27 protein-coding genes are annotated in these 25,586 nt (G+C 46.8%); 3 read left to right on the forward strand and 24 right to left on the reverse strand.

Annotation, left to right across the window (positions count from 1 at the left end; all coding sequences use genetic code 11):
- Window positions 1-132: 132 nt before the first annotated feature.
- The 9 genes from NE536_RS04165 to ffh all read right to left on the reverse strand — a co-directional run bounded on the left by NE536_RS04165 (window position 133) and on the right by ffh (window position 9,386).
- Window positions 133-1,311: an FAD-binding oxidoreductase gene (locus tag NE536_RS04165; RefSeq protein ID WP_261271893.1), complete on the reverse strand. Its 1,179-nt coding sequence runs from the start codon at window positions 1,309-1,311 to the stop codon at window positions 133-135.
- 130 nt (window positions 1,312-1,441) lie between these two features.
- A complete protein-coding gene (gene hcp, locus NE536_RS04170) occupies window positions 1,442-3,106 on the reverse strand; it encodes a hydroxylamine reductase (protein WP_261271894.1) in 1,665 nt (554 codons plus the stop codon).
- A 216-nt stretch (window positions 3,107-3,322) separates the two neighbouring features.
- Entirely contained in the window at window positions 3,323-4,462 is a 1,140-nt protein-coding gene (tyrA, locus tag NE536_RS04175; protein ID WP_259527058.1) for a bifunctional chorismate mutase/prephenate dehydrogenase, read from the reverse strand.
- Between the two features lie 27 nt (window positions 4,463-4,489).
- Complete coding sequence (locus NE536_RS04180; protein ID WP_115335237.1) at window positions 4,490-5,581, reverse strand: 3-deoxy-7-phosphoheptulonate synthase; 1,092 nt, start codon at window positions 5,579-5,581, stop codon at window positions 4,490-4,492.
- A gap of 260 nt (window positions 5,582-5,841) precedes the next feature.
- Window positions 5,842-6,195 (reverse strand): 50S ribosomal protein L19, encoded by a 354-nt coding sequence (gene rplS, locus NE536_RS04185; RefSeq protein WP_006080791.1) that lies wholly within the window; start codon window positions 6,193-6,195, stop codon window positions 5,842-5,844.
- Between the two features lie 34 nt (window positions 6,196-6,229).
- Window positions 6,230-6,976: a tRNA (guanosine(37)-N1)-methyltransferase TrmD gene (gene trmD / locus NE536_RS04190; RefSeq protein ID WP_006080790.1), complete on the reverse strand. Its 747-nt coding sequence runs from the start codon at window positions 6,974-6,976 to the stop codon at window positions 6,230-6,232.
- 15 nt (window positions 6,977-6,991) lie between these two features.
- Complete coding sequence (rimM, locus tag NE536_RS04195) at window positions 6,992-7,522, reverse strand: ribosome maturation factor RimM (protein ID WP_006080789.1); 531 nt, start codon at window positions 7,520-7,522, stop codon at window positions 6,992-6,994.
- Between the two features lie 20 nt (window positions 7,523-7,542).
- Window positions 7,543-7,794, reverse strand: coding sequence for a 30S ribosomal protein S16 (gene rpsP, locus NE536_RS04200; protein WP_006080788.1), 252 nt, complete (start codon window positions 7,792-7,794; stop codon window positions 7,543-7,545).
- Between the two features lie 218 nt (window positions 7,795-8,012).
- Window positions 8,013-9,386: a signal recognition particle protein gene (gene ffh / locus NE536_RS04205; protein WP_006080787.1), complete on the reverse strand. Its 1,374-nt coding sequence runs from the start codon at window positions 9,384-9,386 to the stop codon at window positions 8,013-8,015.
- Between the two features lie 289 nt (window positions 9,387-9,675).
- On the opposite strand from ffh, the gene NE536_RS04210 reads away from it, so the two are divergent.
- Together NE536_RS04210 and NE536_RS04215 are read left to right on the forward strand one after the other, a co-directional pair.
- Window positions 9,676-10,464: a cytochrome C assembly family protein gene (locus tag NE536_RS04210; protein ID WP_006080786.1), complete on the forward strand. Its 789-nt coding sequence runs from the start codon at window positions 9,676-9,678 to the stop codon at window positions 10,462-10,464.
- A 99-nt stretch (window positions 10,465-10,563) separates the two neighbouring features.
- On the forward strand, window positions 10,564-11,838 hold the full coding sequence (locus NE536_RS04215) for an HlyC/CorC family transporter (RefSeq protein WP_006080785.1): 1,275 nt from the start codon (window positions 10,564-10,566) through the stop codon (window positions 11,836-11,838).
- 100 nt (window positions 11,839-11,938) lie between these two features.
- Here NE536_RS04215 and NE536_RS04220 read toward each other — a convergent pair whose 3' ends face one another.
- The 12 genes from NE536_RS04220 to rpoE form a co-directional block, all read right to left on the reverse strand.
- On the reverse strand, window positions 11,939-12,460 hold the full coding sequence (locus NE536_RS04220) for an Mpo1 family 2-hydroxy fatty acid dioxygenase (RefSeq protein ID WP_259584707.1): 522 nt from the start codon (window positions 12,458-12,460) through the stop codon (window positions 11,939-11,941).
- A 209-nt stretch (window positions 12,461-12,669) separates the two neighbouring features.
- Entirely contained in the window at window positions 12,670-13,053 is a 384-nt protein-coding gene (acpS, locus tag NE536_RS04225) for a holo-ACP synthase (protein WP_220592340.1), read from the reverse strand.
- Window positions 13,053-13,790 (reverse strand): pyridoxine 5'-phosphate synthase, encoded by a 738-nt coding sequence (gene pdxJ / locus NE536_RS04230; protein WP_261271895.1) that lies wholly within the window; start codon window positions 13,788-13,790, stop codon window positions 13,053-13,055. Before pdxJ ends, acpS begins: the two co-directional genes overlap by 1 nt.
- A gap of 70 nt (window positions 13,791-13,860) precedes the next feature.
- Window positions 13,861-14,571 carry a DNA repair protein RecO gene (recO, locus tag NE536_RS04235; protein WP_261271896.1) on the reverse strand — a complete coding sequence of 237 codons (711 nt, stop codon included), beginning with the start codon at window positions 14,569-14,571 and terminating at the stop codon, window positions 13,861-13,863.
- Window positions 14,572-14,599: 28 nt separating this feature from the next.
- The gene (gene era, locus NE536_RS04240; protein WP_259527064.1) at window positions 14,600-15,616 is read right to left on the reverse strand and encodes a GTPase Era; all 1,017 of its coding nucleotides are present in this window, start codon (window positions 15,614-15,616) and stop codon (window positions 14,600-14,602) included.
- Window positions 15,613-16,293 carry a ribonuclease III gene (rnc, locus tag NE536_RS04245; RefSeq protein ID WP_259510151.1) on the reverse strand — a complete coding sequence of 227 codons (681 nt, stop codon included), beginning with the start codon at window positions 16,291-16,293 and terminating at the stop codon, window positions 15,613-15,615. The genes era and rnc overlap by 4 nt, the downstream gene beginning before the upstream one ends.
- A 1-nt stretch (window position 16,294) precedes the next feature.
- Complete coding sequence (gene lepB / locus NE536_RS04250; RefSeq protein ID WP_261271897.1) at window positions 16,295-17,212, reverse strand: signal peptidase I; 918 nt, start codon at window positions 17,210-17,212, stop codon at window positions 16,295-16,297.
- Window positions 17,213-17,395: 183 nt separating this feature from the next.
- A complete protein-coding gene (gene lepA / locus NE536_RS04255) occupies window positions 17,396-19,186 on the reverse strand; it encodes a translation elongation factor 4 (RefSeq protein WP_220592334.1) in 1,791 nt (596 codons plus the stop codon).
- A 166-nt stretch (window positions 19,187-19,352) separates the two neighbouring features.
- Window positions 19,353-19,826 (reverse strand): SoxR reducing system RseC family protein, encoded by a 474-nt coding sequence (locus NE536_RS04260; protein WP_011846168.1) that lies wholly within the window; start codon window positions 19,824-19,826, stop codon window positions 19,353-19,355.
- 10 nt (window positions 19,827-19,836) lie between these two features.
- Complete coding sequence (locus tag NE536_RS04265) at window positions 19,837-20,769, reverse strand: MucB/RseB C-terminal domain-containing protein (RefSeq protein ID WP_006080775.1); 933 nt, start codon at window positions 20,767-20,769, stop codon at window positions 19,837-19,839.
- A 12-nt stretch (window positions 20,770-20,781) separates the two neighbouring features.
- Window positions 20,782-21,396 (reverse strand): sigma-E factor negative regulatory protein, encoded by a 615-nt coding sequence (locus NE536_RS04270; RefSeq protein ID WP_107946833.1) that lies wholly within the window; start codon window positions 21,394-21,396, stop codon window positions 20,782-20,784.
- A 41-nt stretch (window positions 21,397-21,437) separates the two neighbouring features.
- Window positions 21,438-22,016, reverse strand: a complete 579-nt coding sequence (gene rpoE, locus NE536_RS04275; protein ID WP_106649852.1) for an RNA polymerase sigma factor RpoE — start codon at window positions 22,014-22,016, stop codon at window positions 21,438-21,440.
- Between the two features lie 189 nt (window positions 22,017-22,205).
- Between rpoE and nadB the strand changes: the two genes are divergently transcribed.
- Window positions 22,206-23,819 (forward strand): L-aspartate oxidase, encoded by a 1,614-nt coding sequence (nadB, locus tag NE536_RS04280; RefSeq protein WP_261271898.1) that lies wholly within the window; start codon window positions 22,206-22,208, stop codon window positions 23,817-23,819.
- A gap of 59 nt (window positions 23,820-23,878) precedes the next feature.
- On the opposite strand, the gene NE536_RS04285 is transcribed toward nadB, so the two are convergent.
- The 3 genes from NE536_RS04285 to nhaR form a co-directional block, all read right to left on the reverse strand.
- The gene (locus NE536_RS04285; protein WP_261271899.1) at window positions 23,879-24,319 is read right to left on the reverse strand and encodes a protein YgfX; all 441 of its coding nucleotides are present in this window, start codon (window positions 24,317-24,319) and stop codon (window positions 23,879-23,881) included.
- Entirely contained in the window at window positions 24,300-24,548 is a 249-nt protein-coding gene (locus NE536_RS04290) for an FAD assembly factor SdhE (protein WP_259527069.1), read from the reverse strand. Before NE536_RS04290 ends, NE536_RS04285 begins: the two co-directional genes overlap by 20 nt.
- Before the next feature lie 85 nt (window positions 24,549-24,633).
- On the reverse strand, window positions 24,634-25,542 hold the full coding sequence (gene nhaR / locus NE536_RS04295; protein ID WP_006085064.1) for a transcriptional activator NhaR: 909 nt from the start codon (window positions 25,540-25,542) through the stop codon (window positions 24,634-24,636).
- Window positions 25,543-25,586: the final 44 nt, after the last annotated feature.

Raw genomic sequence — 25,586 nt, forward strand, 5'->3', positions numbered from 1 at the left:
AAACATCATACGCCCTTGTCATTAACCTTACGTTCTCACTGAGATAAGCGCAACTAAGGATTAGAAATATTTCCATCCATTTAAGAATAAGCCTGATAAGCCCTGTGTAACTGTCACTAATTAATCAGCGCGCTAGAGTTTAAGTGTCACATCGGATGTTAGCGTTGTAGAGCACGCCAGTACAAAACCCGCGTCAATTTCCGCGGCGTTGAGCGTCATCACACTCGTCGATACGGTTTCTCCCTCCAATACTTGGCATTTACAGGCACCGCACACGCCCGAACGACAGGCAGCAATAATCGGTAATCCTTCAGACTCTATTCCCTCAAGTAAACTCTGCCCTTGTGTTAGCCTTGTGCTGCGATCGCCAATGGTTAAGTTAAAAGTAGGCAAAGTAAAAGCCCCTGCTTGCGAATTTTCATCTGCTTCTGTAGGCGACTTTGCTTGCATGAGCTTATTACGTGCGGCTTTCTCGGCCGTGGCAAAACTCTCATGGTGCAACCGACTCATATCAAAGTTGAGTTCGGCCAATAACGCTTTTACCGCCTGCATATAAGGCTCGGGCCCGCAGAGATACACCGTTCGCTCAGCAACATCAGGCACTAAGGTTTGCAGCATCTGCGCTGTTAATCGCCCTATATCAAAACTTATCTTTGGAGAGAATAAAAGTGATGCTGCCGCCGACTCCAGCGCATAACTGAGCTTAAACGCATTAAAGCGGTTCGCCATCGTCTCCAATGACGATTTAAAAATAATATCAGCGTCTGAACGCGCACTGTGCACAAAGGCAATATCGGCATCAATTTGAGTGTCAGTTAAATAACGCGACATCGAATACATGGGCGTAATGCCGCAACCGGCACTCAAAAACAAGTATTTCGTCGCGGGGATATCAACTAAGTTAAATTGACCCATAGGTGGCAGCACTCGCACACGCTGGCCTGGCTGCAAGTGGTCAATAAGATAATTAGACACCAGTCCACCCGCCACACGCTTAATCGTCACCATCAAGGAATAGGGTCTCGATGGCGATGAGGACAAGGTATAACTGCGGCACACTTGCTCGCCGCTAATCTCGAGCACAAAGGTCATAAACTGGCCGGGTTTATAGTCAAACTTCATCGGCTCGCCCGCTTGAAAACGAAAACTCACCACATCGACGGTTTCATTCCAGCGCTCAATGCACACCAGTTCGCTAAGCACTGGTCCGTTTCGCGCTGGCTCGGCGTGCACCAATGGACTAACACTCTCAGGTTTATGGGGCAAAGCTGATATTGCCTCTGTCATCACACTCAAATTTATCGCATTCATAGGATTCTTACCTGCAACACACTGCGGTTTAACCCTCGGCAAAACCGAAAGAAAACCGCAGTTAAACAACGACTCATTGCTGATTTAAGCCACGATGTCCAGCGGACTTCAGCAATGAGCACCGACTAATTTACGCCACGTTCAACATGGTCTTTAAATCGGCCTCAACTGTGGTGGTATTGCGTAAGCCAAACTTTTCTTCCAAAATTTTAGCGAGATTAGCGGTTAAGAATGCAGGCGGCGTCGGGCCTGTGCGAATATTTTTCACGCCGAGTGATAACAACGTCAGCAACACCACAATGGCTTTTTGTTCGAACCAAGAAAGCACTAAACTCAATGGTAATTCATTGATATCGCATTCGAATACTTCAGCTAATGCAATCGCTAACTGAATTGCAGAATAGGCATCGTTACACTGGCCCACATCAAGCAAACGTGGGATACCGTTAATATCACCAAATTCGAGTTTATTGAATTTGTACTTGCCGCAGCCTAAGGTCAAAATTAATGAATCCTTAGGCGTCGATTTCGCAAGTTCAGTAAAGTAGCTTCTGTCGGCCTTGTCACCATCGCAGCCGCCGACGAGGAAGAAGTGTTTAATCGCGCCACTTTTTACATTTTCAACCACTGCTGGCGCAGCCGCCATCAAGGCATTGCGGGCAAAACCAATAGTGATAGTGTGGGGAATTTCATCATAGATAAAGCCTTCTAGTGCCAACGCCTTATCAATCACAGCCGAGAAATCATCGCCTTCGATATGCACCACCCCAGGCCAACCAACTATGCTGCGGGTAAAGATACGATCACTATAACTGCCCACATTGGGGTCGATAATGCAGTTGGACGTCATCACCACAGCACCGGGGAAATTGGCAAACTCTTGCTGCTGATTCTGCCAAGCACTGCCGTAATTTCCGACAAGGTGCGGGTATTTTTTAAAGGCAGGATACGCCAGTGCGGGCAACATTTCGCCGTGGGTAAACACATTAATGCCCTTACCGACTGTCTGCTCAAGGATAAGCTCTAAATCCTTCATATCATGACCAGAGACCAGGATTGCCTTGCCCTTAACTGACTTAGTGTTAACCACTGTAGGTTCAGGGTGACCGAACGCCTGAGTTTCACCCGCATCAAGCATGGCCATAATGCGGTAGTTCAACTGACCAATATCCATCGCCGTGGTAAATAGCTTATCGCCATCGACACTCAGTTCACCTAAGAAAGACATGATTTCATGGAAGCGCCCTGCCACATCGGCATCAGTTTGACCCAACACGCGAGCATGCTCCATATACGCAGCAGCACCTTTAAGGCCATATAAACACAATAGTCTTAACCCCATGATGTCCTCATGAACGTTATGCTTATCTTTATTTAGCAGCGCAATCGGTGCCTGCGCGAGCATTTCAACCTTACTGGTCCCCAGCACTAACTGAGCGACTTGAGGCACTTGCTCAGCAACAATGCCCGCTTGTTCACAAGCCGCTTCGTAGGATGCCTTTAGCTGAGTTCGATACTTAGCCGCCTGCTGCGCATAGTCCATAATGCGCTCGTCATCAAAGTTGACGTTGGTAAGGGTAGAGAAAAAGGCTTTAGGCACGAAGCTGTCAATTTCAGCATCGATAATGCCTTGCTCGCGGGCTTTAACGGCATAAACAGACACGCCTTGCAGCATATAGATCAGCAAGTCTTGCAGATCTGACGTTGCCGCCAACTTGCCACACATACCTTGGGAATAACTACAACCATTGCCAGCGGGTGTACGAATGGTTTGCTCACATTGAATACAGAACATGGATAGACTCCTAATTTAAATTCATGCTTTATTTTTACATGTTTAAAACTAGTCTACCTAAACACGCCATAAGCGACAGTCATTTCTAGAATGGGATGCTAAATGTTAGAGAACGATCACCTTAAGTAATCACTAATAAAAGCTATAAAACCTGCCAAAAATCCATAAAAAAACGCCCGTCAATGACGGGCGTTTTTAAGAGTAACTTACTCTTTATTAATTGGTTTTCATATCATTTACCGATTGCAGCATAATGCGGCTTTCGCGTTGGAATTGAGGGGCAAAATCCCCAAACCATTTAGCGACGGTTTGGAACTGCTTAATAAACTCGTTCCTGTCGCCGCGTTTTAGCAGCTCTAACGCTTCACGGTAGTTGTCTAAGTAATCACCAATAGCATGCTGGCTATCTTGCTGGGCAAAAATAATATCGGCGTAAAGCTCTGGGCTTTGGGCGAATAAGCGCCCTACCATAGCCAATTCTAAGCGATAAATTGGCGAGCTAAATTGCAGTAAAGTATCAATATCAGCCTCTTCCTTGCACAGATTCAAACCATACACAAAGGTCGAGAAGTGACGCATCGCCTGCACTAACTGCATTGCACTGTCGTGACGTTCGGGCTCTGCTTCGACAATCCGCGCGCCCCAAATAGCGATCTGCTCAAGCAACCATTGGTATTTCTCTGGCGAGCGACCGTGGCACACCACCACAACTTGTTTCGCCAAACTGCCCACATCGGGACCAAACATAGGATGGAAACCGACGACAGGACCAGAATGCGCCTCAAGCATGGCTTTAACCGGCTCTGTCTTGATGGAGGTCAAATCCGCTAGAATACAGTCGGCTGGTAATTGGGTCAGCTTTTCGCGAATAAGCTCGCAAGTAATCGCAATCGGCACAGTCACTAACACCATGCCCGCATCGGCAAATAGGCTATCTGCTTGCTGCCAATCATCTTTATCGAGCAGATTCACTTGGTAGCCAGATAAGGTCAGCATTTGTGAAAACAGTCCACCGAGTTGCCCTTTACCGCCGACAATCACCACTGAGCCGAGATCTTTTTTAACTTGCTTAAAGCCTACATCTTTTTCATTGAGATAAGACTCGCGCATCAAGCGGCGTAAAATATCCTCAATTAATTGCGGTGCAATCCCCATGCTTTTCGCTTCTTCGCGGCGTTTAGCGAGCATGGCGGCTTCACGCTGCGGTGCATAAATCGGTAAACCGGCGCCGTGTTTCACTGTGCCCACTTGCGCCACGAGATCTAAGCGCTTACGCAGTAAATGCAATAATTGCTGATCGACACCATCAATCAGGCCGCGAAGATGTTCTAATTCGGCCGTTGTTTTTTCATTCATACCTGAGTCCATTAAGCTGTCGCCAATTTAAGCGTTAGCAACTTTAAGCATATCGAAGCGTGCCGGGAGTATTGAAGATAACTTCACCGCGCCGTCACGTAAAATGGTTTCTGTTTTTTCCCAGTTAATACAGGAATCTGTCACAGATACACCGTAAGCTAGCTCGCTTAATGGCTTATCGCAGCTTTGATTGCCTTCATTTAAGTGGCTTTCAAGCATAACGCCGATGATCGATTTATTGCCGTTATAAATCTGCTCGAACACATCTTCACACACAGGCTTTTGGCGGCTGTAGTCTTTGGATGAATTGCCATGGCTGCAATCGATGATCAAACGTGCATTGAGTTTGGCTTTGTGAAGCTGTGCCTCACATTCTGCCACGCTTGCGGCATCGTAGTTTGGTGATGCACCGCCACGTAAAATCACATGACCATCGGGATTGCCCGCAGTTTGTAATAAGGCGACTTGGCCCTGTTGGTTAATGCCCATAAATCTGTGACTGCTGGCCGCTGATTTTAGCGCATTAATCGCCACATCGAGCTTACCATCGGTGCCATTTTTAAAGCCAACTGGCATAGAAAGACCCGATGCCATTTCCCTATGGGTTTGCGATTCAGTGGTGCGGGCACCGATGGCCGACCAAGTCACTAGCTCAGAAATGTACTGAGGGCTGATAGGATCAAGCGCTTCAGTGGCGACTGGCAGCCCTAATTCGGCCAACCAAATCATTAGCTCACGGGCCATTTTCAGACCTTTTTCGACATCGAAGGATTCATCCATATCGGGATCGTTGATCATGCCCTTCCAACCTACCGTGGTACGCGGCTTTTCAAAGTAAACTCGCATTAATATGTAAAACTCATCACTGAGTTCATCGTGCAGGGTTTTAAGCCTTAAAGCGTATTCCTTAGCGGCGGCGATATCATGGATGGAGCAAGGCCCGGTGACGATCAATACTCGATTGTCGCGCTTATGGACGATATCAGCCACGGTTTTGCGGGCATTGAGGATATAACGATAAGCATGCTCAGAAAGTGGCAAGGCATTTTTAAGCTCTTGCGGCGTGATTAAAACTTTCTCTGAACTAATGTGTACGTTGTTAATCGTATCTTGTTGCATGCTTACCACCTAAGACTTAGTGTTTAACCCAGTTATCGAAGCAGGACTTCAAGTCAGCTTGGGCATTCATTTCGGAAGAAAAATAGCGTAAATCCATCGCAATGTACTTTTGTAATGCTACACCATTACAATTAGGCGACCACTATGCCTGTTCATTCTCTTTAGATCAAGTATAAATACTCAAAAAACAGCAACAAAAAACCGCCACTAGGGCGGTTTTCTGTGCGAACACTACGTCTTGTTTTCTGTAGCGGTAACTATTACTTAGTTGCCAGCTTCTCACGGATACGTGCAGATTTACCTGAACGATCACGCAGATAGTACAGTTTGGCGCGACGAACGCGACCACGACGCTTAACTTCAATGCTAGCGATCAGTGGGCTGTGCGTTTGGAAAGCACGCTCAACACCTTCGCCATTAGAGATTTTACGTACTGTGAATGCAGAGTGCAGACCACGGTTACGCTTAGCAATTACAACGCCTTCAAAAGCCTGTAAACGCTCTTTATCGCCTTCTTTAACACGAACCTGAACTACTACTGTATCACCAGCACCAAACGCAGGTACGTCTTGTTTCATTTGCTCATCGTTGAGCATTTTAATGATGTTGTTCATAACTTACTCCGTTCTAGAATTAACTGAGCTACGACTAAGCATGCTTGTTCATTGCTTCAACGAACTGCGCTAATAGAGTCGTTTGTTCGTCAGTCAGAGCTAGATTTTGCAATAATTCTGGCCGTCTCAGTAAAGTCCTACCAAGGCTTTGCTGTAAACGCCAGAGTCTAATTTGTTCGTGGTTGCCACTTAGCAGCACTGCCGGTACGTCAACACCATCAAGGCTTTCAGGGCGAGTGTAATGTGGACAATCCAGTAAACCGTCGGAGAAAGAATCTTGCTCCGCCGAAGCTTGTTTTCCTAGCACGCCAGGAACCAATCTCGATACTGAATCTATCAGAGTCATCGCCGGTAATTCGCCGCCCGAAAGCACGTAATCCCCTATCGACCACTCTTCATCCACTTCCGTTTGAATGATGCGTTCATCAATACCTTCGTATCGACCACAGACCAAAATCAAACGTGATGATTGAGCCAACTCAGTGACGCCTTGCTGATCCAGCTTGCGTCCTTGAGGTGACAAGTAAATCACCTTCGCACCTTCACCCGCTGCGGCTTTCGCTGCATGGATGGCATCGCGCAAGGGTTGCACCATCATCAACATTCCGGGACCACCGCCGTAAGGCCTGTCATCTACCGTATTATGTCTATCATGGGTGAAATCACGGGGATTCCACGTGTGCAACTCGAGCAGGCCGTTTTTCACGGCTCGACCCGTAACTCCAAAGTCTGTCACGGCACGGAACATCTCTGGGAACAGGGTTATTACCCCTAACCACATCTGTTGTACCTCGACTTAGAAGTCAGGATCCCAATCCACTAAAATCTGTTTACCTTGCAGGTCCACCGTTTTGATGAACTGCTCAGGGACAAAGGGGATCATACGTTCCACTTTGCCGAAACTATCTTTAGCGTTGGCTTTAACGAGTAATACGTCGTTCGATCCTGTTTCCACGATCTGATCGACAATTCCCATGTTATAGCCAGTTGTATTGACCACTTCGCAACCGATGAGATCACGCCAGTAGAATTCATCTGCTGGCAAATCGTTCATCTGTTCCGGCAAAATCGCAATCTCACAATTTGTGAGCATTTGCGCTTGCTCCCGTGTTTCTACGCCATCAAGTAAGGCAACAACGGCCTTGCCTTGATAACGCCACTGGGTGACCTTTATTTCGCGCCACTCACCATTTTCTTTAATAAGCCAAGGCGAGTAGTCAAAGATACCTTCAACAGAATCGGTATAGGCGGTGATTTTCAGCCAACCTTTAATGCCATGACAGGAGCCTAATTTCCCCAGTACGACTGGCTGTTGGTTACTGCTCATCAATCTATACCTTAACGCTATTAAGCAGTTGCTTTACGAGCGTCTTTGATCAATTTTGCTACGCGTTCTGTAGCAGCTGCACCGTTAGAAACCCAGTGCTCAACGCGAGCTAGGTCTAAACGTAATGTTTCTTCTTGGCCACGGGCCAATGGGTTGAAGAAACCTACACGCTCAATGAAACGACCGTCACGAGCGTTACGGCTATCAGCAACAACGATGTTGTAAAATGGACGCTTTTTTGCGCCGCCACGAGCTAAACGAATGGTAACCATGCGTTTTCAATCCTCTAATGATTTGCTTTGAAGCAAAAATAAAAACTGGAACCCCGTGTTCGCGAAGAGTCCCAGATAGAAAGCCGGAAGATTTTACCTGAGTTTCCAACTAATGCAACCAAAGATGGCGATTATTACGCCTGCGTCCTTCGTAAGCGGTTCATTGTTACCAGAGTCAACCGACTGATAAAGTGCTAGGTTTAACTAAAAATGTCCGATTAACGGCCTGGAAATTTCATTCCAGGCGGCATCATGCCACGCATTCCGCGCATCATTTTTTGCATGCCGCCCTTAGCAGACATTTTTTTCATCATCTTTTGCATTTGCGTAAACTGTTTCAATAAACGGTTTACGTCTTGGATTTGCGTGCCAGAACCCGCAGCAATACGACGCTTGCGTGAGCCCTTGATTAAATCAGGGTTCTTACGCTCTTTGGACGTCATCGAATTAATGATGGCTTCCATTTGGCCTGTCATCTTGCCGTCTTGGATTTGCGCTAAGGCTTCTGGGGGCAATTGACCTACACCGGGCAGTTTTTCCAGCATGTTCATCATGCCGCCCATGTTTTTCATTTGCTGTAACTGCTCACGGAAATCTTCTAAATCAAAACTGCCACCCTGCTTCACTTTCGAAGCCAGTTTCATGGCCTTTTCTTTATCGACGCCGCGCTCAACTTCTTCGATCAGCGATAACACATCGCCCATACCCAAAATACGCGAAGCAATACGATCGGGATGGAACGGTTCTAACGCATCGGTTTTTTCACCGACACCGAGGAATTTAATTGGCTTGCCGGTAATATGGCGAATCGATAACGCTGCACCACCACGTGCATCACCATCGACTTTGGTTAAGATAACCCCTGTCAGTGGCAAAGCTTCGTTAAACGCCTTAGCCGTGTTCGCCGCATCTTGACCTGTCATAGCATCCACAACGAACAAGGTCTCAATAGGCTTGACCGCAGCGTGTAAGCCTTTGATCTCGTCCATCATGGCTTCGTCGACGTGCAGACGACCCGCGGTATCGAGGATCACCACATCGATGAACTTTAATTTAGCGTGGGCAATCGCCGCTTTCGCAATGTCGATTGGCTTTTGGCTAACGTCCGATGGGAAAAACTCCACCGCGACTTCTTGCGCTAACGTCTCAAGCTGTTTAATCGCCGCTGGGCGGTAAACGTCGGCACTGACCACCAATACCGATTTTTTATGGCGTTCGCGTAAAAATTTACCCAGTTTGGCCACACTGGTGGTTTTACCCGCACCTTGCAGACCCGCCATCATGATCACGGCTGGCGGCTGAGTGGCTAAATCTAAGGCTTCATTCGCCTCGCCCATGGATTTTTCAAGTTCACTTTGAACTATCTTAATGAAGGCTTGACCTGGGCTTAAGCTTTTAGAGACTTCTTGGCCAACGGCACGTTCTTTTACATTATTAACGAATTCGCGCACCACAGGCAGGGCAACATCGGCCTCCAGCAGTGCCATACGCACTTCTCGCAGGGTTTCCTTAACGTTTTCTTCAGTTAAGCGACCACGGCCACTGATATTTTTCAGTGTGCGTGACAGTCTGTCGGTTAGGTTCTCAAACATCGTCCTGTTCTATACCTTTAAGAATCTCGATTGATGGGCTGTATTATAACGATGCATGCGCATTATGCTACTGCTGCACCCATCTTGATTGTGGTTAAGTGTTTTACTTGCGCTGAGTCATGTTTTATTGTCGTTAACACACTATTTAACCCTAACAATAAGAATCTGCTAAATTTTGCAACTCATGTCACTGCCCATTTGCCGACAGCTCATGTTATTCTAGGGAAAATATTGATCTGTATGCCCCGTTTATAAGGCACCTTTAACTACACAAATAGGTTAATTACCCATGGTCATCTTTTCTGCCTCAGCCATGTTTTTTTATTGCATTGCATTGGTACTAGTGACGAGTCGATTGTTTCACCCCGACGGTCCGAATCGCCGCGCCGTCGCAGGCATTGCAGCCATTGCGGTCATTCTGCATGCTGCTGCATTATCCCAAGTGATTTTCACTACTGATGGGCAAAACTTTAGCCTGACGAACGTGATTTCCTTAGTGAACTGGATTATCGCCTTTACTTTTACTGTGTTGATGTTCAGGCTGAAGGTGATTGTCGTAGTGCCAGTGGTTTACGCCTGCTCTGTGCTCTCGGTCGCCCTACTCTGGTTATTGCCGCCTAAGTTCATCACGCATTTTGAGCTTTATCCTGAAGTATTAGCCCACGTCGTCTTGTCACTCATGGCCTACAGTGCCCTGATGATTGCCGCCCTGTATGCGATACAACTGGCGATGATCCAAAATAAGCTGAAGAAAAAACAATTTATGCTGAGCCCAGGTATTCCGCCACTGATGACAGTTGAGAAACAACTTTATCATTTAGTGATTATCGGCGTTATCTTGCTCAGTTTGTCACTCGCAACCGGCTTTATCTTCCTTGAAGACATGTTCGCCGATGGCAAAGGTCATAAGGCAATCCTGTCGATAATGGCTTGGTTTGTATACATAACTATGTTGTGGCAACAGTATTGGGTCGGCTGTAAAATTCGTACCGCGGTCATTTATACTCTGACTGGCGCCACCTTACTTTCGCTCGCTTATTTTGGCGCGCGCATTGTCAAAGAGTTAATCCTCAACTAAACATTTAAGTCGGCAAAGGCAGTTAATGCCGCTGCCGACTTGACACTTTTTTTAAATGTCGGTATTTACTTAAATTTACTGGCCATATTGGAGCCTTTTTTGGACGCTATATCGACAAGCGCACTCCTGATCGTTTTACTAGTGCTTATCCTATTCTCAGCCTATTTCTCAGGCTCAGAAACCGCCATGATGACACTCAATCGTTACCGTCTACGCCACTTAGCCAGCAATGGCCATAAAGGGGCGATTAGAGCTTTGAAGTTGCTTGAGCGTCCAGACCGTTTGATTGGCTTAATCTTAATCGGCAATAACTTAGTCAATATTTTAGCATCGGCTATCGCCACCATTATTGGTATGCGCCTCTGGGGGGACTTAGGTGTCGCCATCGCTACTGGTGTGCTGACACTCGTTGTACTGGTATTTGCTGAAGTCACCCCCAAAACCATCGCCGCACTCAATCCCGAACGTATCGCCTTCCCCTCCAGCATACTGCTGCGCTGGTTGTTGATCCTATTAGCGCCTTTCGTGAAAGGCGTTAACCTTATCACGTCAGGCTTTTTACGTTTAATGGGAATTAAAACCGTCAATAGTAGCGATGCGTTGAGCCAAGAAGAGTTGCGCACTGTCGTACATGAAGCTGGGGCACTTATCCCCCAACGTCACCAAGAAATGCTGTTATCTATCCTAGATTTAGAGAAAGTCACTGTTGAAGATATTATGGTGCCGCGCTCGGATATCTACGGAATTAACGTCAATGACGAATTTAAAGTCATCAATCGTCAGGTGATCCAAAGCCCGCACACCCGAGTGTTAGTGTATCGCGACACAGTTGACGATGCGGTGGGCTTTATTCATTTGCGCGATGCCCTACGATTACAATCTAAAGAGCAATTTAGTAAGTCATCTCTGCTGCGCGCGGTGAAAGAACTCTATTTTGTGCCTGAAGGTACGCCACTCAATGTGCAGTTGGCTAACTTTCAACAGAACAAAGAGCGCATCGGCTTAGTGGTTGATGAATATGGTGACATTCAAGGTCTGGTGACGCTCGAAGATATTCTCGAAGAGATTGTCGGCGACTTTACTACTTCAATGTTAACCACGCCGAGTGAAGATATCAAAGTGCAGCAAGATGGCAGTTACTTAGTCGATGCCAGCATTACCATTCGCGATTTGAATAAAGAAATGAAGTGGAACTTCCCGACCGACGGCCCTAAAACCCTCAACGGTCTGATCCTAGAATACCTAGAGGAAATCCCCTCAGCTAACACCAGTTTACGTTTAGCCGGTTATCCCTTAGAGATTATCGATGTGGCAGAAAATATGATTAAAACCGTGCGCATCATACCGCTGCATTATCACCCGCCCAGAGCTTAGCTTTCGATTTGCCCCATAAAAAATCGGCCGAACCACATACTAAAATGTCGTTCGGCCGACTGCTCCCCCGAGCAATACTTTTCCCAAGTGATGTAACGAGTTAAATCTTTTTCGCCTCAAGTGCACGGCGCTTTTCAATCGCCATCGGCGTTATCTGGGCATTGAGCGCCTTTTCTAGGCCCAGCATAAAATACACTTCCGCCATCAAGAAGAATGGCCCAATTAATAACTGATTCAAATCATCTACAAAGGCAGGCTTGGCTTTTTCATATTTATGGCCAATTAACTGGAACAGCCAGCCCACCACAAATACCCCTAGGGCAAGCCAAGTGGCACCGGCAATATGCGCCGCCCATTCAGTTGTGAGCAGTACAGGAACCATAAATAAGATCAGCCCCATTGAGAGCCTTAAGTGTAAACGGACATAGTAGGCCGACACTAACACGCCGACAATCAGGGCTAAACTGGTCTCGCCCAGACTGCCCAGCGGAATACGTACAGTGGCCAGCAACAAGAAAGCAGACCAAATAATCAGTGGGATGCCAATAAAATGGGTCTGAATATTACGGTGATTTAAATGCACACTTTTGTAGGTCGATAACTGCTCTGCGGCGGATTTCATTCTGGGTTCCTCTTCATTTGCCCCTGCTTTGCCTGCGCCAAATTGAGAGGCGCGCAAGCCATAAACTAACGTAAAACAATTAAGCTGAACAGCAAAAGTAAATAAATTGTTGCATTCACTGGTTTGGCACTTATTTTGATACCCACCCAGAAATGAAAAAAGGAACCCTGAGGTTCCTTCTTGATAGACGACAAACACAAAACTCGGATTTATTGAGACTCTATGATTACCGTCGCAATCGCATAGGATTTTTCATCGGCAATAGAGATATGTCCAATCGTCGCTTTAAGCTGCTGTAAGCGCGCAAGCGCCCCTTCAGTAAAGTGAATCGTCGGCGCACCATCAGCATTATTACCAATGTGAATATGCTGAAACGACACGCCGCGGCCAATGCCCGTACCGAGCGCTTTGGCTGCAGCTTCTTTGGCGGCAAAACGCTTGGCAAGATAACGGCTTGGCTGACTATGGCCAGTATAAATGGCCAACTCAGCCTCGGTTAGCACACGTTTCGCCAGCTTATCGCCTGCGCGCGCCACATGCGCCTGAATCCGCTCAATCTCAACGATATCTGTGCCTAGGCCGACAATCGCCATTATTCGCCTCGACGACCTTCAAGCATTAACTCTTTCATGTCTTTTACTGCTGTCGCTAAACCGTCAATGGCGGCACGGGCGACAATCGCATGGCCGATATTGAGTTCATATAACTCAGGAATCGCCGCAATCGGTTTCACATTGTGATAATGCAAACCATGACCCGCGTTAACCACTAAACCTTTGCCATGGGCGTATTTGGCCATTTCGCTGATACGCGCAAGCTCAGTGGCTTCTTGTGCTTCCGTTTTCGCATCGGCATAACAGCCAGTGTGGATTTCGATAAGCGGTGCGCCAGAGGCAACAGCGGCATCGATTTGGGTTTTATCAGCATCGATAAATAAGGAAACTTGAATGCCCTCAGCGGCTAAACGAGTCACTGCGGCAGTGATTTTATCTAACTGCCCTGCCACATCTAAACCGCCTTCAGTAGTAACTTCTTGACGTTTTTCTGGCACTAAACAGACATAGGTCGGCTTAATTTCACAGGCGATGTTAAGCATTTCTTCGGTCACAGCGCATTCGAAATTCATGCGAGTTTTCAAGGTTTTCGCCAGCAGATACACATCGCGGTCTATAATGTGGCGTCTATCTTCACGTAAATGGATAGTGATGCCATCGGCGCCAGCATGCTCAGCTACGGCGGCGGCATGCACAGGATCAGGATAACTGGTGCCACGCGCCTGACGCAGGGTAGCAATATGGTCGATATTCACGCCCAATAAGATACGGCTCATCGGGAACTCCTTAATGTTGAACGCTGATATTGCGGCTTATTGTACTTAGGCTTACACAAAAAAACAGGAGCTAGGGCGAATTATTCCCATCAATCTTGGTTGGCTTGGCAGCGCTGACGAACAATTGTCGACTCAGCAAAGGTTTAGTCCCAAGTAATGGCTTTAACAGGGAGCGCATCAATAACTTAGCGCTCAAAAAATGCACATCGGTGAGTTGGTTATCGTTAAGCGCCGTCAACATAGCACCTTGATAGGCGTTGCGAGCACGGGAGTTGAGCACAAATTGAAAGCCTAACTCAGGCACGAGCTGGTAATAATCTTCAGCAACGAGTGGTTCGCCCTGAGTATCGCGGCTAAGCGAAGGCATAAAACCTAATTCTCTCAGCAAGGCGAGCTCAATATAACGCAGTTGGGATTGGCAAAACTTCGCGGCAAGGCCGACTAAGGCTTGATGATAAATGAGGAACAACTCTTCGGCGTTGTGCTGCACAGACAAAGTGCGAACCAATAACTCATTGATATACATGCCAGCAAACAAGCTTTGGCCGGAAAGAGGCACAGCAGGCGCAGCAGCTTCGACTTGAGTTAAGGTTTTTAATTCAGACTTACCACTAAATTCGAAGATCAGCGGTTGAAAGGGCTGGAGAATACTCTTGATAGAGCGCTTACCGCTGCCGGTTCGGGCAACCACATCGACCCGTCCAATACCGTCAACTAAGAGGTTAACTAAGACACTGGACTCTCGATATGGGCGATGATGTAAAACGTAACCACGTTTCATCGGTAAGCGCGCTCGCTGAAATTAATGCTTAATCGTCGCCGTAACCTAAGCTACGCAAGGCGCGTTCATCATCGGCCCAACCGGATTTCACTTTCACCCACACTTCGAGGAAGACTTTATTATCAAACAAGGTCTCCATGTCTAAGCGAGCTTGAGTTGCGATAGTACGAATACGTTCGCCCTTACTACCAATCACCATACGTTTTTGACCTTCACGCTCAACGAGGATCAGGGCATTGATTTGATAAACGCCATTTTCCATCATCTTAAACTGTTCGATCTCAACCGTCGCATCATAGGGTAATTCATCACCTAAGAAGCGCATCAGTTTTTCACGCACAATTTCCGACGCCATAAAACGTTGCGAACGGTCGGTAACATAGTCTTCAGGGAAGAAGAAAGGTCCTTCAGGAATCGACGCCGCCGCTAGCTCTAAAATGCGCTGGACGTTAGTGCCCTTGCTGGCTGAAATCGGCAAAATTTCATCGAAAGGATATTTTTTGGCGACTTCTTCCAAATATGGGAACAGTGATTCTTTGTCTTTGATATTATCGACTTTGTTGATCGCCAGAATCGTCTGACGCTCTTCGCCGCCACGGCGTAACTTGCTGAGCACCATCTCATCATCTGCGGTCCAAGTCATGCCATCGACCACAAAAATCACCATAGACACATCAGCAAGTGAACTGGCCGCAGCGCGGTTCATCAATCGGTTAATCGCCCGCTGCTCTTCAATGTGCAAACCCGGTGTATCGATAAACACGATTTGCTTAGGACCATCGGTATGAATACCCATGATACGGTGGCGCGTCGTTTGCGGCTTTTTAGAAGTAATACTCACCTTCTGGCCAAGCAAACGGTTGATTAACGTCGATTTACCGACGTTAGGGCGACCAATGATCGCCACCATGCCGCAATAAGTGACATCGTATTGGGCCGACGGCGTTGGCGCGGCCGCATTCATCCTTGCCAGTAATTCATCTAAACTCGGCTCAGTTGCCGCTTTTGCTGCATCGATACCTGACAAGTCTGTTTTTTTGGTCATTTCTTTAGTAACTCCAATACTTGAGCGGCCGCGATTTGCTCGGCTTTACGGCGTGAACTCGCCACACCAATGACGCTTTGGCTCAAGTCTTCAATACGACATTCAACGGTAAATGTCTGATCGTGGGCATCGCCTTCTATGTTGATTACTTGGTAATCAGGCAGCGGCTTTTTAAACCCTTGTAAATGTTCTTGCAGTAAGGTTTTCGCGTCTTTTTGGCTGATCCCAGGTTGGATTTCGGCCAAACGTTCGGCATACCATTTCAGCAGTAATACACGGCAAACTTCGAGATCGGAATCAAGGTAAACGGCGCCAATAATGGCTTCAACCGCATCGGCAAGAATCGACTCGCGTCTAAATCCGCCACTTTTTAATTCACCAGGACCAAGATATAAATAATCGCCGAGCTTAAATTCTTGGGCGATGATCGTTAAGGTATCACCGCGCACTAAGGTAGCGCGCATCCGACTTAAATCGCCTTCGGTCGCCTTCGGAAACTGATGATATAAGGCATCAGAAATCACAATAGATAAAATTGAATCACCTAAAAACTCTAAGCGTTCATTATGCTTATTTGCCGCACTTCTGTGGGTCAGCGCTTGAGTCAACAGCTCAATATTCTTGAACTCATAACTTAAAGTACGACACAAACGTGGCAAATTTTTAATCGGTTCCATGCTATTTAATTCCACCTACACGCTCAAAACGCACGCCGCTCGGTACCCAAGTTGGGAGGAAGTCGGCTTTTGAGCGGTCAAATTCAAAACTAATCCAAATCGCTACCGCTTTACCAACAAGGTTTTCTTCTGGCACAAAGCCCCAGAAACGACTATCGGTGCTGTTATCGCGGTTATCACCCATGGCAAAGTAATGGCCTTCAGGAACTAAAAACTCACCTGCAGGTAAGTTACCTTCGCGTTTAAAATATCCCAACATGTCGGGACGACTTGGGTTGATCAAAATATCGTGGGCGACTTCGCCCAGTTGCTCCGTGTAACGCAGTAATGGCACGCCATCTTGGCTGTAATCACCACGGCTGATCTCAGTACGGGCGATAACTTGTGGTTCTGGGCAATCTGTTTGCTCAACGCCACAGGCCTTCTGGATCATCAACTGCTTATTACGGTAAATAATTCTATCACCCGGTAAACCGACAACACGTTTGATGTAGTCAATTTGCGGATTTTCAGGGTATTTAAACACGATCACATCACCGCGTTTTGGCTCGCCAGTTTCAACCAGTTTAGTGCGCCATACGGGATCTTTAAGCCCATAACTGAATTTTTCCACCAGAATGAAGTCGCCCACTAAGAGGGTTGGCATCATAGAACCCGATGGGATTTGAAATGGTTCATAAATGAATGAACGCAGGATCAACACAAAGGCAATCACAGGGAAAATAGAGTGTGCGGTTTCGACTATGGTCGACTCACGAATGATTTGGTACTCGGCTTCTTCGGTTAACGTCGCTTGCGAGGCCTTGGCTAACGCTAAATTCTCACGACGCTTAGGGGCGAATGCGAGCACATCGACTAACCAAATAAGTCCCGAGATCAGGGTGATTAGCACTAGAATAATGGAAAAATACGCTGCCATTGCTTATTGAACTCCTGCTTTAAAATCATTTAAAGGTGCCTAACTCAGCGAATATCATACTTTAGTTAACTTACCGTATTCGACCTTGGTAAACCAAAGTGATAAACCAATGCGATAACCTAACTAAAGCGCCGCAAACAGCGGCGCAATAGTCAACTAAATGGTCATTTCTTATGCTAACGATTACTCGTTTAGCTTAAGTACCGCTAAGAATGCCTCCTGTGGCACCTCAACGTTACCCACTTGCTTCATCCGTTTCTTACCCTCTTTTTGTTTATTTAAGAGTTTTTTCTTACGAGAAACGTCGCCGCCATAACATTTAGCCGTTACGTCTTTACGCAGGGCTTTCACGGTTGAACGAGCAATAATTTGACTGCCCACAGCCGCTTGAATCGCGATATCAAACATCTGACGCGGGATCAGCTCTTTCATCTTATCGACTAAGGCTAAACCACGGTGACGAATGTTGGATCTATGGATAACCATAGCCAAGGCATCGACTCTGTCGCCGTTGATGAGAATATCTAAACGCACCATGTCTGCAGGATCGAAACGAATAAAGTTATATTCGAGTGATGCATAGCCACGGCTAGTGGATTTCAAACGGTCGAAGAAGTCCATAACCACTTCCGCCATTGGCAGATGATACGTCACAGCCACTTGGTTACCGTGGTAAACCATGTTCACTTGCGTGCCACGTTTTTCAATACATAGGGTAATCACGTTACCTAAGTATTCTTTTGGCACTAAAATGTTGGCCTCAACAATCGGCTCACGCATTTCTTCGATGTTGTTAATCGCTGGCAAATCAGACGGGTTATCAACGTAAATCGTTTCACCGTTGGTCATCACCACTTCGTACACTACGGTTGGCGCAGTAGTGATCAACTCTAGGTTGTATTCACGCTCTAAACGCTCTTGGACGATTTCCATGTGCAGCAGGCCTAAATAGCCAATGCGGAAACCAAAACCGAGTGCCGATGAACTTTCTGGTTCGAAGAATAATGACGCATCGTTCAGGCTGAGTTTGTTCAGCGCATCACGGAAGTTTTCATATTCGTCGGTAGAAATCGGGAATACGCCAGCGTATACCTGAGGCTTCACTTTCTTAAAACCAGGTAACGGCTTTTCTGCACCGTTTTTGGCCAAAGTTAATGTATCGCCCACAGGCGCGCCGTGAATTTCTTTCAGACCCGCAATCACAAAGCCTACTTCACCGGTTTTAAGCTCGGTTTTATCAGTTTGTTTTGGGGTGAAAATACCGACGCGATCCGCAGTGTGGTTTTGTCCAGTAGACATTACCTTAAACTTGTCACCTTTTTTCAGGCTACCGTGTTTAATTCGCACTAAAGACACTACGCCTAGGTAGTTATCAAACCAAGAATCGATGATCAAGGCTTGCAATGGTGCGTTAGGATCGCCTTCTGGCGGTGGGATTTTGGCAACAATGACTTCTAAAACCTCGTCGACACCGACACCGGTTTTAGCCGAACAACGCACAGCATCCATGGCATCGATACCGACGATATCTTCAATCTCGGCAGCAACACGTTCTGGATCGGCTTGTGGTAAGTCAATCTTGTTTAAAATAGGTACCACATCTAGATTCATATCCAGCGCGGTATAACAGTTTGCCAGTGTCTGAGCTTCAACGCCCTGACCCGCATCAACCACCAGCAAAGCGCCTTCACAGGCAGCTAATGAGCGCGAGACCTCATAGGAGAAGTCAACGTGACCAGGGGTATCAATAAAGTTGAGTTGATAGACAAGGCCATCTTTGGCTTTGTAATCCAAAGTGACACTTTGTGCCTTAATCGTAATACCACGCTCACGTTCTAGATCCATAGAATCTAAAACTTGAGCATCCATTTCACGGTCGGTTAAACCGCCACAAACCTGAATAAGACGATCTGATAGCGTCGATTTACCATGGTCGATATGGGCAATAATTGAGAAGTTTCTAATTTGTTTCATTATGCTGCAATGACTAATACTGAAAATGGATACGGTTCAAAGGAGCGAAATTGTACCTGATTGCGGTTTCAATACCAATCACATTCACTCCTACTTAGGACAGGCCGATAAAACAACGCCCAAAACCGCAGTTAGCTGTTATTTAATAAAAAATAACACATTGAAATTATTGAGCTAATTCTTGTAAATTGATGCTCATGCCCAAATAGGCCAAAATCACAGGTTGAGCATCGACTTCTAAGCGTTTGGCCTGTTGCTTACCAAAAGACCACGCAAGCAAGGCACCAACGGCCGCAAAGCCCATGGCACCGAGGTTAGGATTAAACTCAAGCAACTGGCCTAAAAATTGGCCTAACGCCGCGCCAACAAACAAACCAAACAGCGGCATTAAATAGATTAATGCCGCTGCTTTGAGGATCACGCTCTCGGGAAGTCCTAGTTTGAGTAACTCACCCGCCTCGCAGCGGCGGTCACTCTGAATCGAAAATTGCTGGGTTTTCGAGGAAAAAGCCTGAGCCACAGCAGAAGTCCCGCAAGACTCACTGTTACTGCAGCTCTTGCAGGTACTCTTAAGTTCGACTTCAACCGTCAACCAGCCTTGGCTATCACTGGCGACGACTCGGGCAATTTCTTCCATCATAATCGGCGTCCTATTCTAGCGTCAGACTTTTAGCAATGCGCGTTAGAGTTTCTGTCGGCACTTTACCCACAGCAACCACTTCGGCATTACCCACTTTTTCTGAAACTAGCGACAAACCATTACGGGTGATTAACTCCTCAGGCAATGGACTTGTACTTGCTCTCGCAACATAAACGGAGATACTCGCTAGCCCATCGGTCAGTGCTATGTATTCCACCGCCTCATGGCTACCAATCAATCTATGGTGATCACGCACGACCACAGTAAACCCTGCGGGTAACCAAGCAAATTGCCAGTTTTGACCGTCTTGTCGCTCGGCTTGATCGATAACTGCCGGCCATTCTTGCTTATAGGCTTCTTGCAAGATAGCTGGCGGCTCGCTGAATTCGATGAGTTCAATCACCATGATCTGCTCAAGCAATTGCTTATCTTGAGTCAGCATGTCGTATCGCAGCGGCAGATAAGTTTCCATATCGAGCCAAATTTGAAAGCCATAACGGAATTCATCATTGGGCAACAGGCGGATCATTTGCCCAGGGCGCCCAGCAATACGGGTGCGACCACCAAGCACAAATTGATACCCCACTTCTAAATCCGCCATATTGGCAGAAAAAGCGGCAGGCCAAACACCTTGGATATGATTAGAAACAATACTGTATGCAGGCTCGTCGTGCTCAATAAAGGTGACACGATTGCCGACACGCACAGCATTTTTAGGTGGACCGTTAAGGTATTCTAGAAAGGCAACTTCTTGATTATTCACCTTACCGTGCAGGTAAACCAAAGGCCGAATATGATCGGCCTGAAGTTGAATAATCGATGCTTTAAACTCTTTCTCTCGTAAAGCCTGACTCATTTTCTCGAGCCAGACTTTGGCAGGCATATCTTCCTGTGCCATCGCAGGAAAGACCAAGGCTAATAAAGCCAACAGGATTAGACGCAAGCTAACTCCTCGTTATTGATTGACCGGAACGGGTACGACCTCGGTATTGTCCTCTACAACCGCACCGGTATTCAATCGTTGTTGCAACATATGATCTTGAATATAAGTATTAATTCGGCGACGCTGCTCGTTCACCTGATCATTGGTATAACCTTGATTCTGTTGAACTGGACCCGTTTGTAGACTCACAGGTGATGCGCTACCAATGAGCGGTCTGGTAATCAATACGGGCGATGGTGACGCGGCATCATCGGCGCTCTGATTGTAATTCTGCACCCCCACAATCGCAAACATTGCAACCGTCGCAGCAATGGCATATTGACCAAATTGCTTAAACAAAGGTACAACGCGGCTTTGCTGCGCATTGGCGGCAATTTGCGGCGTAACAGGTGACGCCTGATGCTTAGGTGCAACTATCGCAGGCTCAAGCTCAATAGCGGCAGCAATACTAGCAGAAAGATCTAACACAATATTCTGTGGCAATTCGCCACGCATGGCATCGCCTATCATATGATAGTTATGCCATTTATCATGTGAATGTGTATCAGCAGATAACTCTGCCATGGTCTGCGCATCAGTCTCTCCATCGACTGCGGCAGATACCCATTCTTGACCTAATTTATCCATTTTTCACCTGTCTAAATATAAGGGTTTCTTAAAATAAGAATTTAGGCTTCCAGCAACGGCTGGAGCTTTTTATCGATTGCTTCTCGAGCTCGGAAGATACGCGATCTTACGGTCCCTACGGGGCAATCCATGACTATGGCGATATCTTCGTAACTCATACCATCGAGTTCACGCAACGAGATAGCCATTCGTAATTCTTCAGGCAGTGTCTCTAAGGTATCGAAAATCACTTTTTTGATTTCATCCGATAACATGAGCCGTTCTGGGGAGGCGAACTCCTTAAGCGCATCACTACCTTCATAATATTCGGCATCTTCAGCATCAACATCATTCGCGGGCGCTCTACGCCCCTGTGATACGAGATAATTCTTCGCAGTGTTTACTGCGATGCGGTACAACCAAGTATAAAATGCACTTTCACCGCGAAAGTTTGGCAAAGCTCGATAAGCTTTGATAAACGCTTCCTGTGCGACATCGGCAACGTCCGCTTGGTTCCGTACATAACGGGATATCAAGCTAATGACTTTACTTTGATATTTAAGCACTAACAGGTTAAAAGCGTTTTTATCACCTTGTTGTACGCGCTCAACTAATTGTTGATCACTTAATTGTCCACTCATCCGAGCCGACTTCTCCTAAATCTAAAATGCTGATTTCTCAGTCGCTCGAATCATATTCACTTAAGTAGACTCGCGTACTTTGAAAAAGTTCTGAAATTATATAAAAAAAGTAAGGTTAAAAGGAAAGTACCCATAATCCGTGAGTTGGTTTACCATAGATGGCACTCTCAAGTCACATCATGATACCCGATGAAACAAGTAGTTGAACACCAATCTGACATATTAGTCATAGGTAGCGGTGCCGCAGGTCTGACACTAGCTTTGCATCTTGCTGAAAAAGCAAAAGTAATTCTGCTTTCAAAAGGCCCACTCTCGGAAGGGTCGACTTACTACGCCCAAGGCGGTATCGCCTCCGTCTTCGACGAAAGTGACACTATCGAATCCCATGTTGCAGACACATTAATCGCAGGTGCGGGTTTATGCGACAAAGACGTCGTCACTTTTACCGCTGAAAATGCTAAGAGTGCGATGCAATGGCTTATCGAATGTGGTGTTGCCTTCGATAAAGAAGAAACCACTGACGGTAATGCAAAAGACGCACCTTACCATTTAACCCGTGAAGGCGGCCATAGCCACAGGCGTATTCTGCACGCTGCCGATGCCACAGGTAAAGAAGTGCAAACAACGCTGCAAGAGCGCGCACTCGCCCACCCCAACATTCAAGTTTTAGAACGCTATAACGCCATCGACCTCATCACCACCCGTAAGTTAAATCGCCCAGGTAATCGTGTGTTAGGCGCTTATGTGTGGAATCGCAACGAAGAACACGTCGAAACCGTCAAGGCCAAGTTTGTTGCGTTAGCAACAGGCGGTAGCTCTAAGGTTTATCAATATACCTCAAACCCCGATGTTGCTAGCGGCGATGGTATTGCCATGGCATGGCGTGCAGGTTGCCGCGTGGCGAATATGGAGTTCAACCAATTCCACCCGACGTGTTTGTACCATGCCGATGCGCGCAACTTCTTACTCACCGAAGCCCTGCGTGGTGAAGGTGCTTATCTGCGTCGTCCAGATGGCAGCCGTTTTATGCCGGACTTTGATGAACGCGCTGAACTCGCCCCCCGTGACATCGTTGCCCGTGCCATCGACTATGAGATGAAACGACTCGGTGCCGATTGCGTGTATCTGGATATCAGCCATAAAGATGCTGACTTTGTGATGAAGCATTTCCCGACCATCTATAGCCGTTGCTTAGAGCTGGGAATTGATATCACTAAAGATGCAATCCCTGTGGTCCCTGCCGCGCACTATACCTGCGGTGGTGTGATGACAGATATGCACGGTCAAACCGATCTCAATGGCCTCTATGCCATTGGTGAAGTGGCCTATACGGGCTTACATGGCGCGAATCGTCTGGCGAGTAACTCGCTACTCGAATGTTTAGTGTTTGCCCGTGCGGCGTCACATGATATAGAGAGCCAGCTGTATAAAATTCAAATGCCGGGACAAATTCCCGCATGGGATGAAAGCAAAGTCTCTAACTCGGACGAAGAAGTGGTCATCGCCCATAACTGGCACGAACTGCGGTTATTCATGTGGGACTACGTTGGGATCGTGCGCTCGGATAAACGTCTGGAACGCGCTCTGCGTCGCTGCCTGATGTTACAGCAAGAAATTCAGGAGTATTACAGTAACTTCAAAGTCAGCAATAACTTGCTCGAATTACGTAACTTAGTGCAAGTGGCCGAGTTGATTATTCGCTGTGCCATGGAGCGTAAAGAAAGCCGTGGTCTGCATTTTAATATCGATCACCCAGAGAAATTAGACGCGCCGCGCCCGACTATATTACTACCAGAAAAGTAACCGATTAAGTTCTTATGTGTTTATAGGCTTAGGTTCTTATTTGGCTTGCTGAAAACAGACTAAATCTCGGTATGAGGTTTAGTCTGTTTTATTTTAGCCCGCAGCAACAGCCGACATAAATGCCGATAGTCAGTATCGTCTAGCATATCCGCCCAAACCATCAAGAGCCGCAACTGAGTATCCACTTCGATATACATCAAGCAAACAAAGGGTGTAACCCAAGTTCGCTTTAATACCTGAAAGTGCTCACCCGCTGACAAACGTCCCTCGCCTTTATCACTAAGCACAAAGTCTAAACGCCAATGCTGCAGTCGCCACAACTGCGATAGCAAGAAGAAACAAACCAGCGCGATAAACAGATATTTAAGCAGGGATAAGGCGAGATTGTCGCTTTGAGGCCAGAGCAAAAATGAGCTAGAACAGACACAAATAAAAACGACCAACGAGAGTCGTTGGTCGAAGGAGGCTTTTACACTGAAACTATGGTGCCGGTCTTCCACGGACTTTCACTACCATGCGCGCAAGCTCAGCATCAGGGCACACTTCATGGCCCATAAACCATGCAAACAATTCGGGATCTTCACATTCCAACAAACGGATAAACACGGTTTTATCTCCATCGGACATTTCTTGATAGAAGTTTTCAACAAAAGGTTGAAACAAAACGTCTAATTCCAGCATCCCGCGGCGACATGCCCAGCGAACCCTTGCGATGTTCATTAATTCCAAGGTATTTCTCCCAACACAGATTTGGCATTAGTCTATCAGTTCAGTGACTAAAGTGTCGATTAACCCTTCACATTGGCTCACAAAATTAGCATTGTTGGACTTGCATATCGCGTCCCGCAAAGAGATCGCTGAAATCTGTGTCCAACAAGCGCTTTACCGCAGGATGTTGGATCATACGTTCGGCAAACATCACATGGTATTCCTCTTTCACATCCGTGGTTTCACCGAGCAAATTCATCCCATGGGAAATCACTTCTTGGCGATAAATCGACGGCGTGACAAAAATCCCCCGTTTAAGGTAACCAAAGGCCTTCATCATGGCCGCATCGTCGAACTCACCCAAGATACTGACTTTAAGATTTTGCTCGTCAAACCAGCGATATAACTGCTGTCCAAGTGAGGTTCTGCGGCCGGGGATTAATAGCTGACCTTGCTCTAAACAGGCGGGGAAATCAGCGCTATAGGTATCAGCGGAGAAAAAACTCACACCACACTCGCCCAACTTTTTAGATAAGATTTCGGGATACTTCAGCGATTCACCGGCGCAATCGGAGAGGATCATATCCAATTTATGCTCACGTAAACGCGCCATCAGGCTTTCGTGGGTCGCCTCATAGCAAGCTAAATGCATAGAACTGTCATTGGGGACTACGGATAACAAGACACGGCTGACTAAGGCTTTAGACAAGGCATCGGCGATACCCACTTCGAAAAGCATGGCATCATCTTTTTGATAGTTAAGTAAATCGAGCATTTCATAGCTAAGACTAAACATCTTATCTGCGTAGCGAAATACCAACTCACCTAACTCAGTGGCTTCCAGTGTCCGCCCTACTCGCTTGAATAAACTGCCATTCAACCTGTCTTCTAGGGCACGAATTTGCCCTGTTATCGTTTGCGGCGTTAAACAGAGGGCTTCAGCCGCCTTAGCAACCGAGCCCTTTTTCTTAATCATCCAAAAATAATACAGGTGGTTGTAATTCAAGTGCAGCATGCTCATCCGTTTTGAATCGCCCCTCATACGCCCAAGGCGCAGAG

The organism is Shewanella septentrionalis, assembly GCF_025370265.1.
Lineage (GTDB): Bacteria > Pseudomonadota > Gammaproteobacteria > Enterobacterales > Shewanellaceae > Shewanella > Shewanella hafniensis.

What these genes read in the sequence shown, in the direction of transcription:
- tyrA (WP_259527058.1), bottom strand. Translation starts at nt 4,462, where the DNA reads ATGAATGAAAAAACAACGGCCGAATTAGAACATCTTCGCGGCCTGATT.
- hcp (WP_261271894.1), bottom strand. Translation starts at nt 3,106, where the DNA reads ATGTTCTGTATTCAATGTGAGCAAACCATTCGTACACCCGCTGGCAAT.
- NE536_RS04180 (WP_115335237.1), bottom strand. Translation starts at nt 5,581, where the DNA reads ATGCAACAAGATACGATTAACAACGTACACATTAGTTCAGAGAAAGTT.
- lepA (WP_220592334.1), bottom strand. Translation starts at nt 19,186, where the DNA reads ATGAAACAAATTAGAAACTTCTCAATTATTGCCCATATCGACCATGGT.
- lepB (WP_261271897.1), bottom strand. Translation starts at nt 17,212, where the DNA reads ATGGCAGCGTATTTTTCCATTATTCTAGTGCTAATCACCCTGATCTCG.
- era (WP_259527064.1), bottom strand. Translation starts at nt 15,616, where the DNA reads ATGACCAAAAAAACAGACTTGTCAGGTATCGATGCAGCAAAAGCGGCA.
- trmD (WP_006080790.1), bottom strand. Translation starts at nt 6,976, where the DNA reads ATGTGGTTAGGGGTAATAACCCTGTTCCCAGAGATGTTCCGTGCCGTG.
- pdxJ (WP_261271895.1), bottom strand. Translation starts at nt 13,790, where the DNA reads ATGAGCCGTATCTTATTGGGCGTGAATATCGACCATATTGCTACCCTG.
- ffh (WP_006080787.1), bottom strand. Translation starts at nt 9,386, where the DNA reads ATGTTTGAGAACCTAACCGACAGACTGTCACGCACACTGAAAAATATC.
- rpsP (WP_006080788.1), bottom strand. Translation starts at nt 7,794, where the DNA reads ATGGTTACCATTCGTTTAGCTCGTGGCGGCGCAAAAAAGCGTCCATTT.
- NE536_RS04270 (WP_107946833.1), bottom strand. Translation starts at nt 21,396, where the DNA reads ATGGATAAATTAGGTCAAGAATGGGTATCTGCCGCAGTCGATGGAGAG.
- rnc (WP_259510151.1), bottom strand. Translation starts at nt 16,293, where the DNA reads ATGGAACCGATTAAAAATTTGCCACGTTTGTGTCGTACTTTAAGTTAT.
- recO (WP_261271896.1), bottom strand. Translation starts at nt 14,571, where the DNA reads ATGAAACGTGGTTACGTTTTACATCATCGCCCATATCGAGAGTCCAGT.
- acpS (WP_220592340.1), bottom strand. Translation starts at nt 13,053, where the DNA reads ATGGCGATTGTCGGCCTAGGCACAGATATCGTTGAGATTGAGCGGATT.
- nhaR (WP_006085064.1), bottom strand. Translation starts at nt 25,542, where the DNA reads ATGCTGCACTTGAATTACAACCACCTGTATTATTTTTGGATGATTAAG.
- NE536_RS04220 (WP_259584707.1), bottom strand. Translation starts at nt 12,460, where the DNA reads ATGAAATCCGCCGCAGAGCAGTTATCGACCTACAAAAGTGTGCATTTA.
- rpoE (WP_106649852.1), bottom strand. Translation starts at nt 22,016, where the DNA reads ATGAGTGGACAATTAAGTGATCAACAATTAGTTGAGCGCGTACAACAA.
- rplS (WP_006080791.1), bottom strand. Translation starts at nt 6,195, where the DNA reads ATGAACAACATCATTAAAATGCTCAACGATGAGCAAATGAAACAAGAC.
- NE536_RS04165 (WP_261271893.1), bottom strand. Translation starts at nt 1,311, where the DNA reads ATGAATGCGATAAATTTGAGTGTGATGACAGAGGCAATATCAGCTTTG.
- nadB (WP_261271898.1), top strand. Translation starts at nt 22,206, where the DNA reads ATGAAACAAGTAGTTGAACACCAATCTGACATATTAGTCATAGGTAGC.
- rimM (WP_006080789.1), bottom strand. Translation starts at nt 7,522, where the DNA reads ATGAGCAGTAACCAACAGCCAGTCGTACTGGGGAAATTAGGCTCCTGT.
- NE536_RS04260 (WP_011846168.1), bottom strand. Translation starts at nt 19,826, where the DNA reads ATGATGGAAGAAATTGCCCGAGTCGTCGCCAGTGATAGCCAAGGCTGG.
- NE536_RS04210 (WP_006080786.1), top strand. Translation starts at nt 9,676, where the DNA reads ATGGTCATCTTTTCTGCCTCAGCCATGTTTTTTTATTGCATTGCATTG.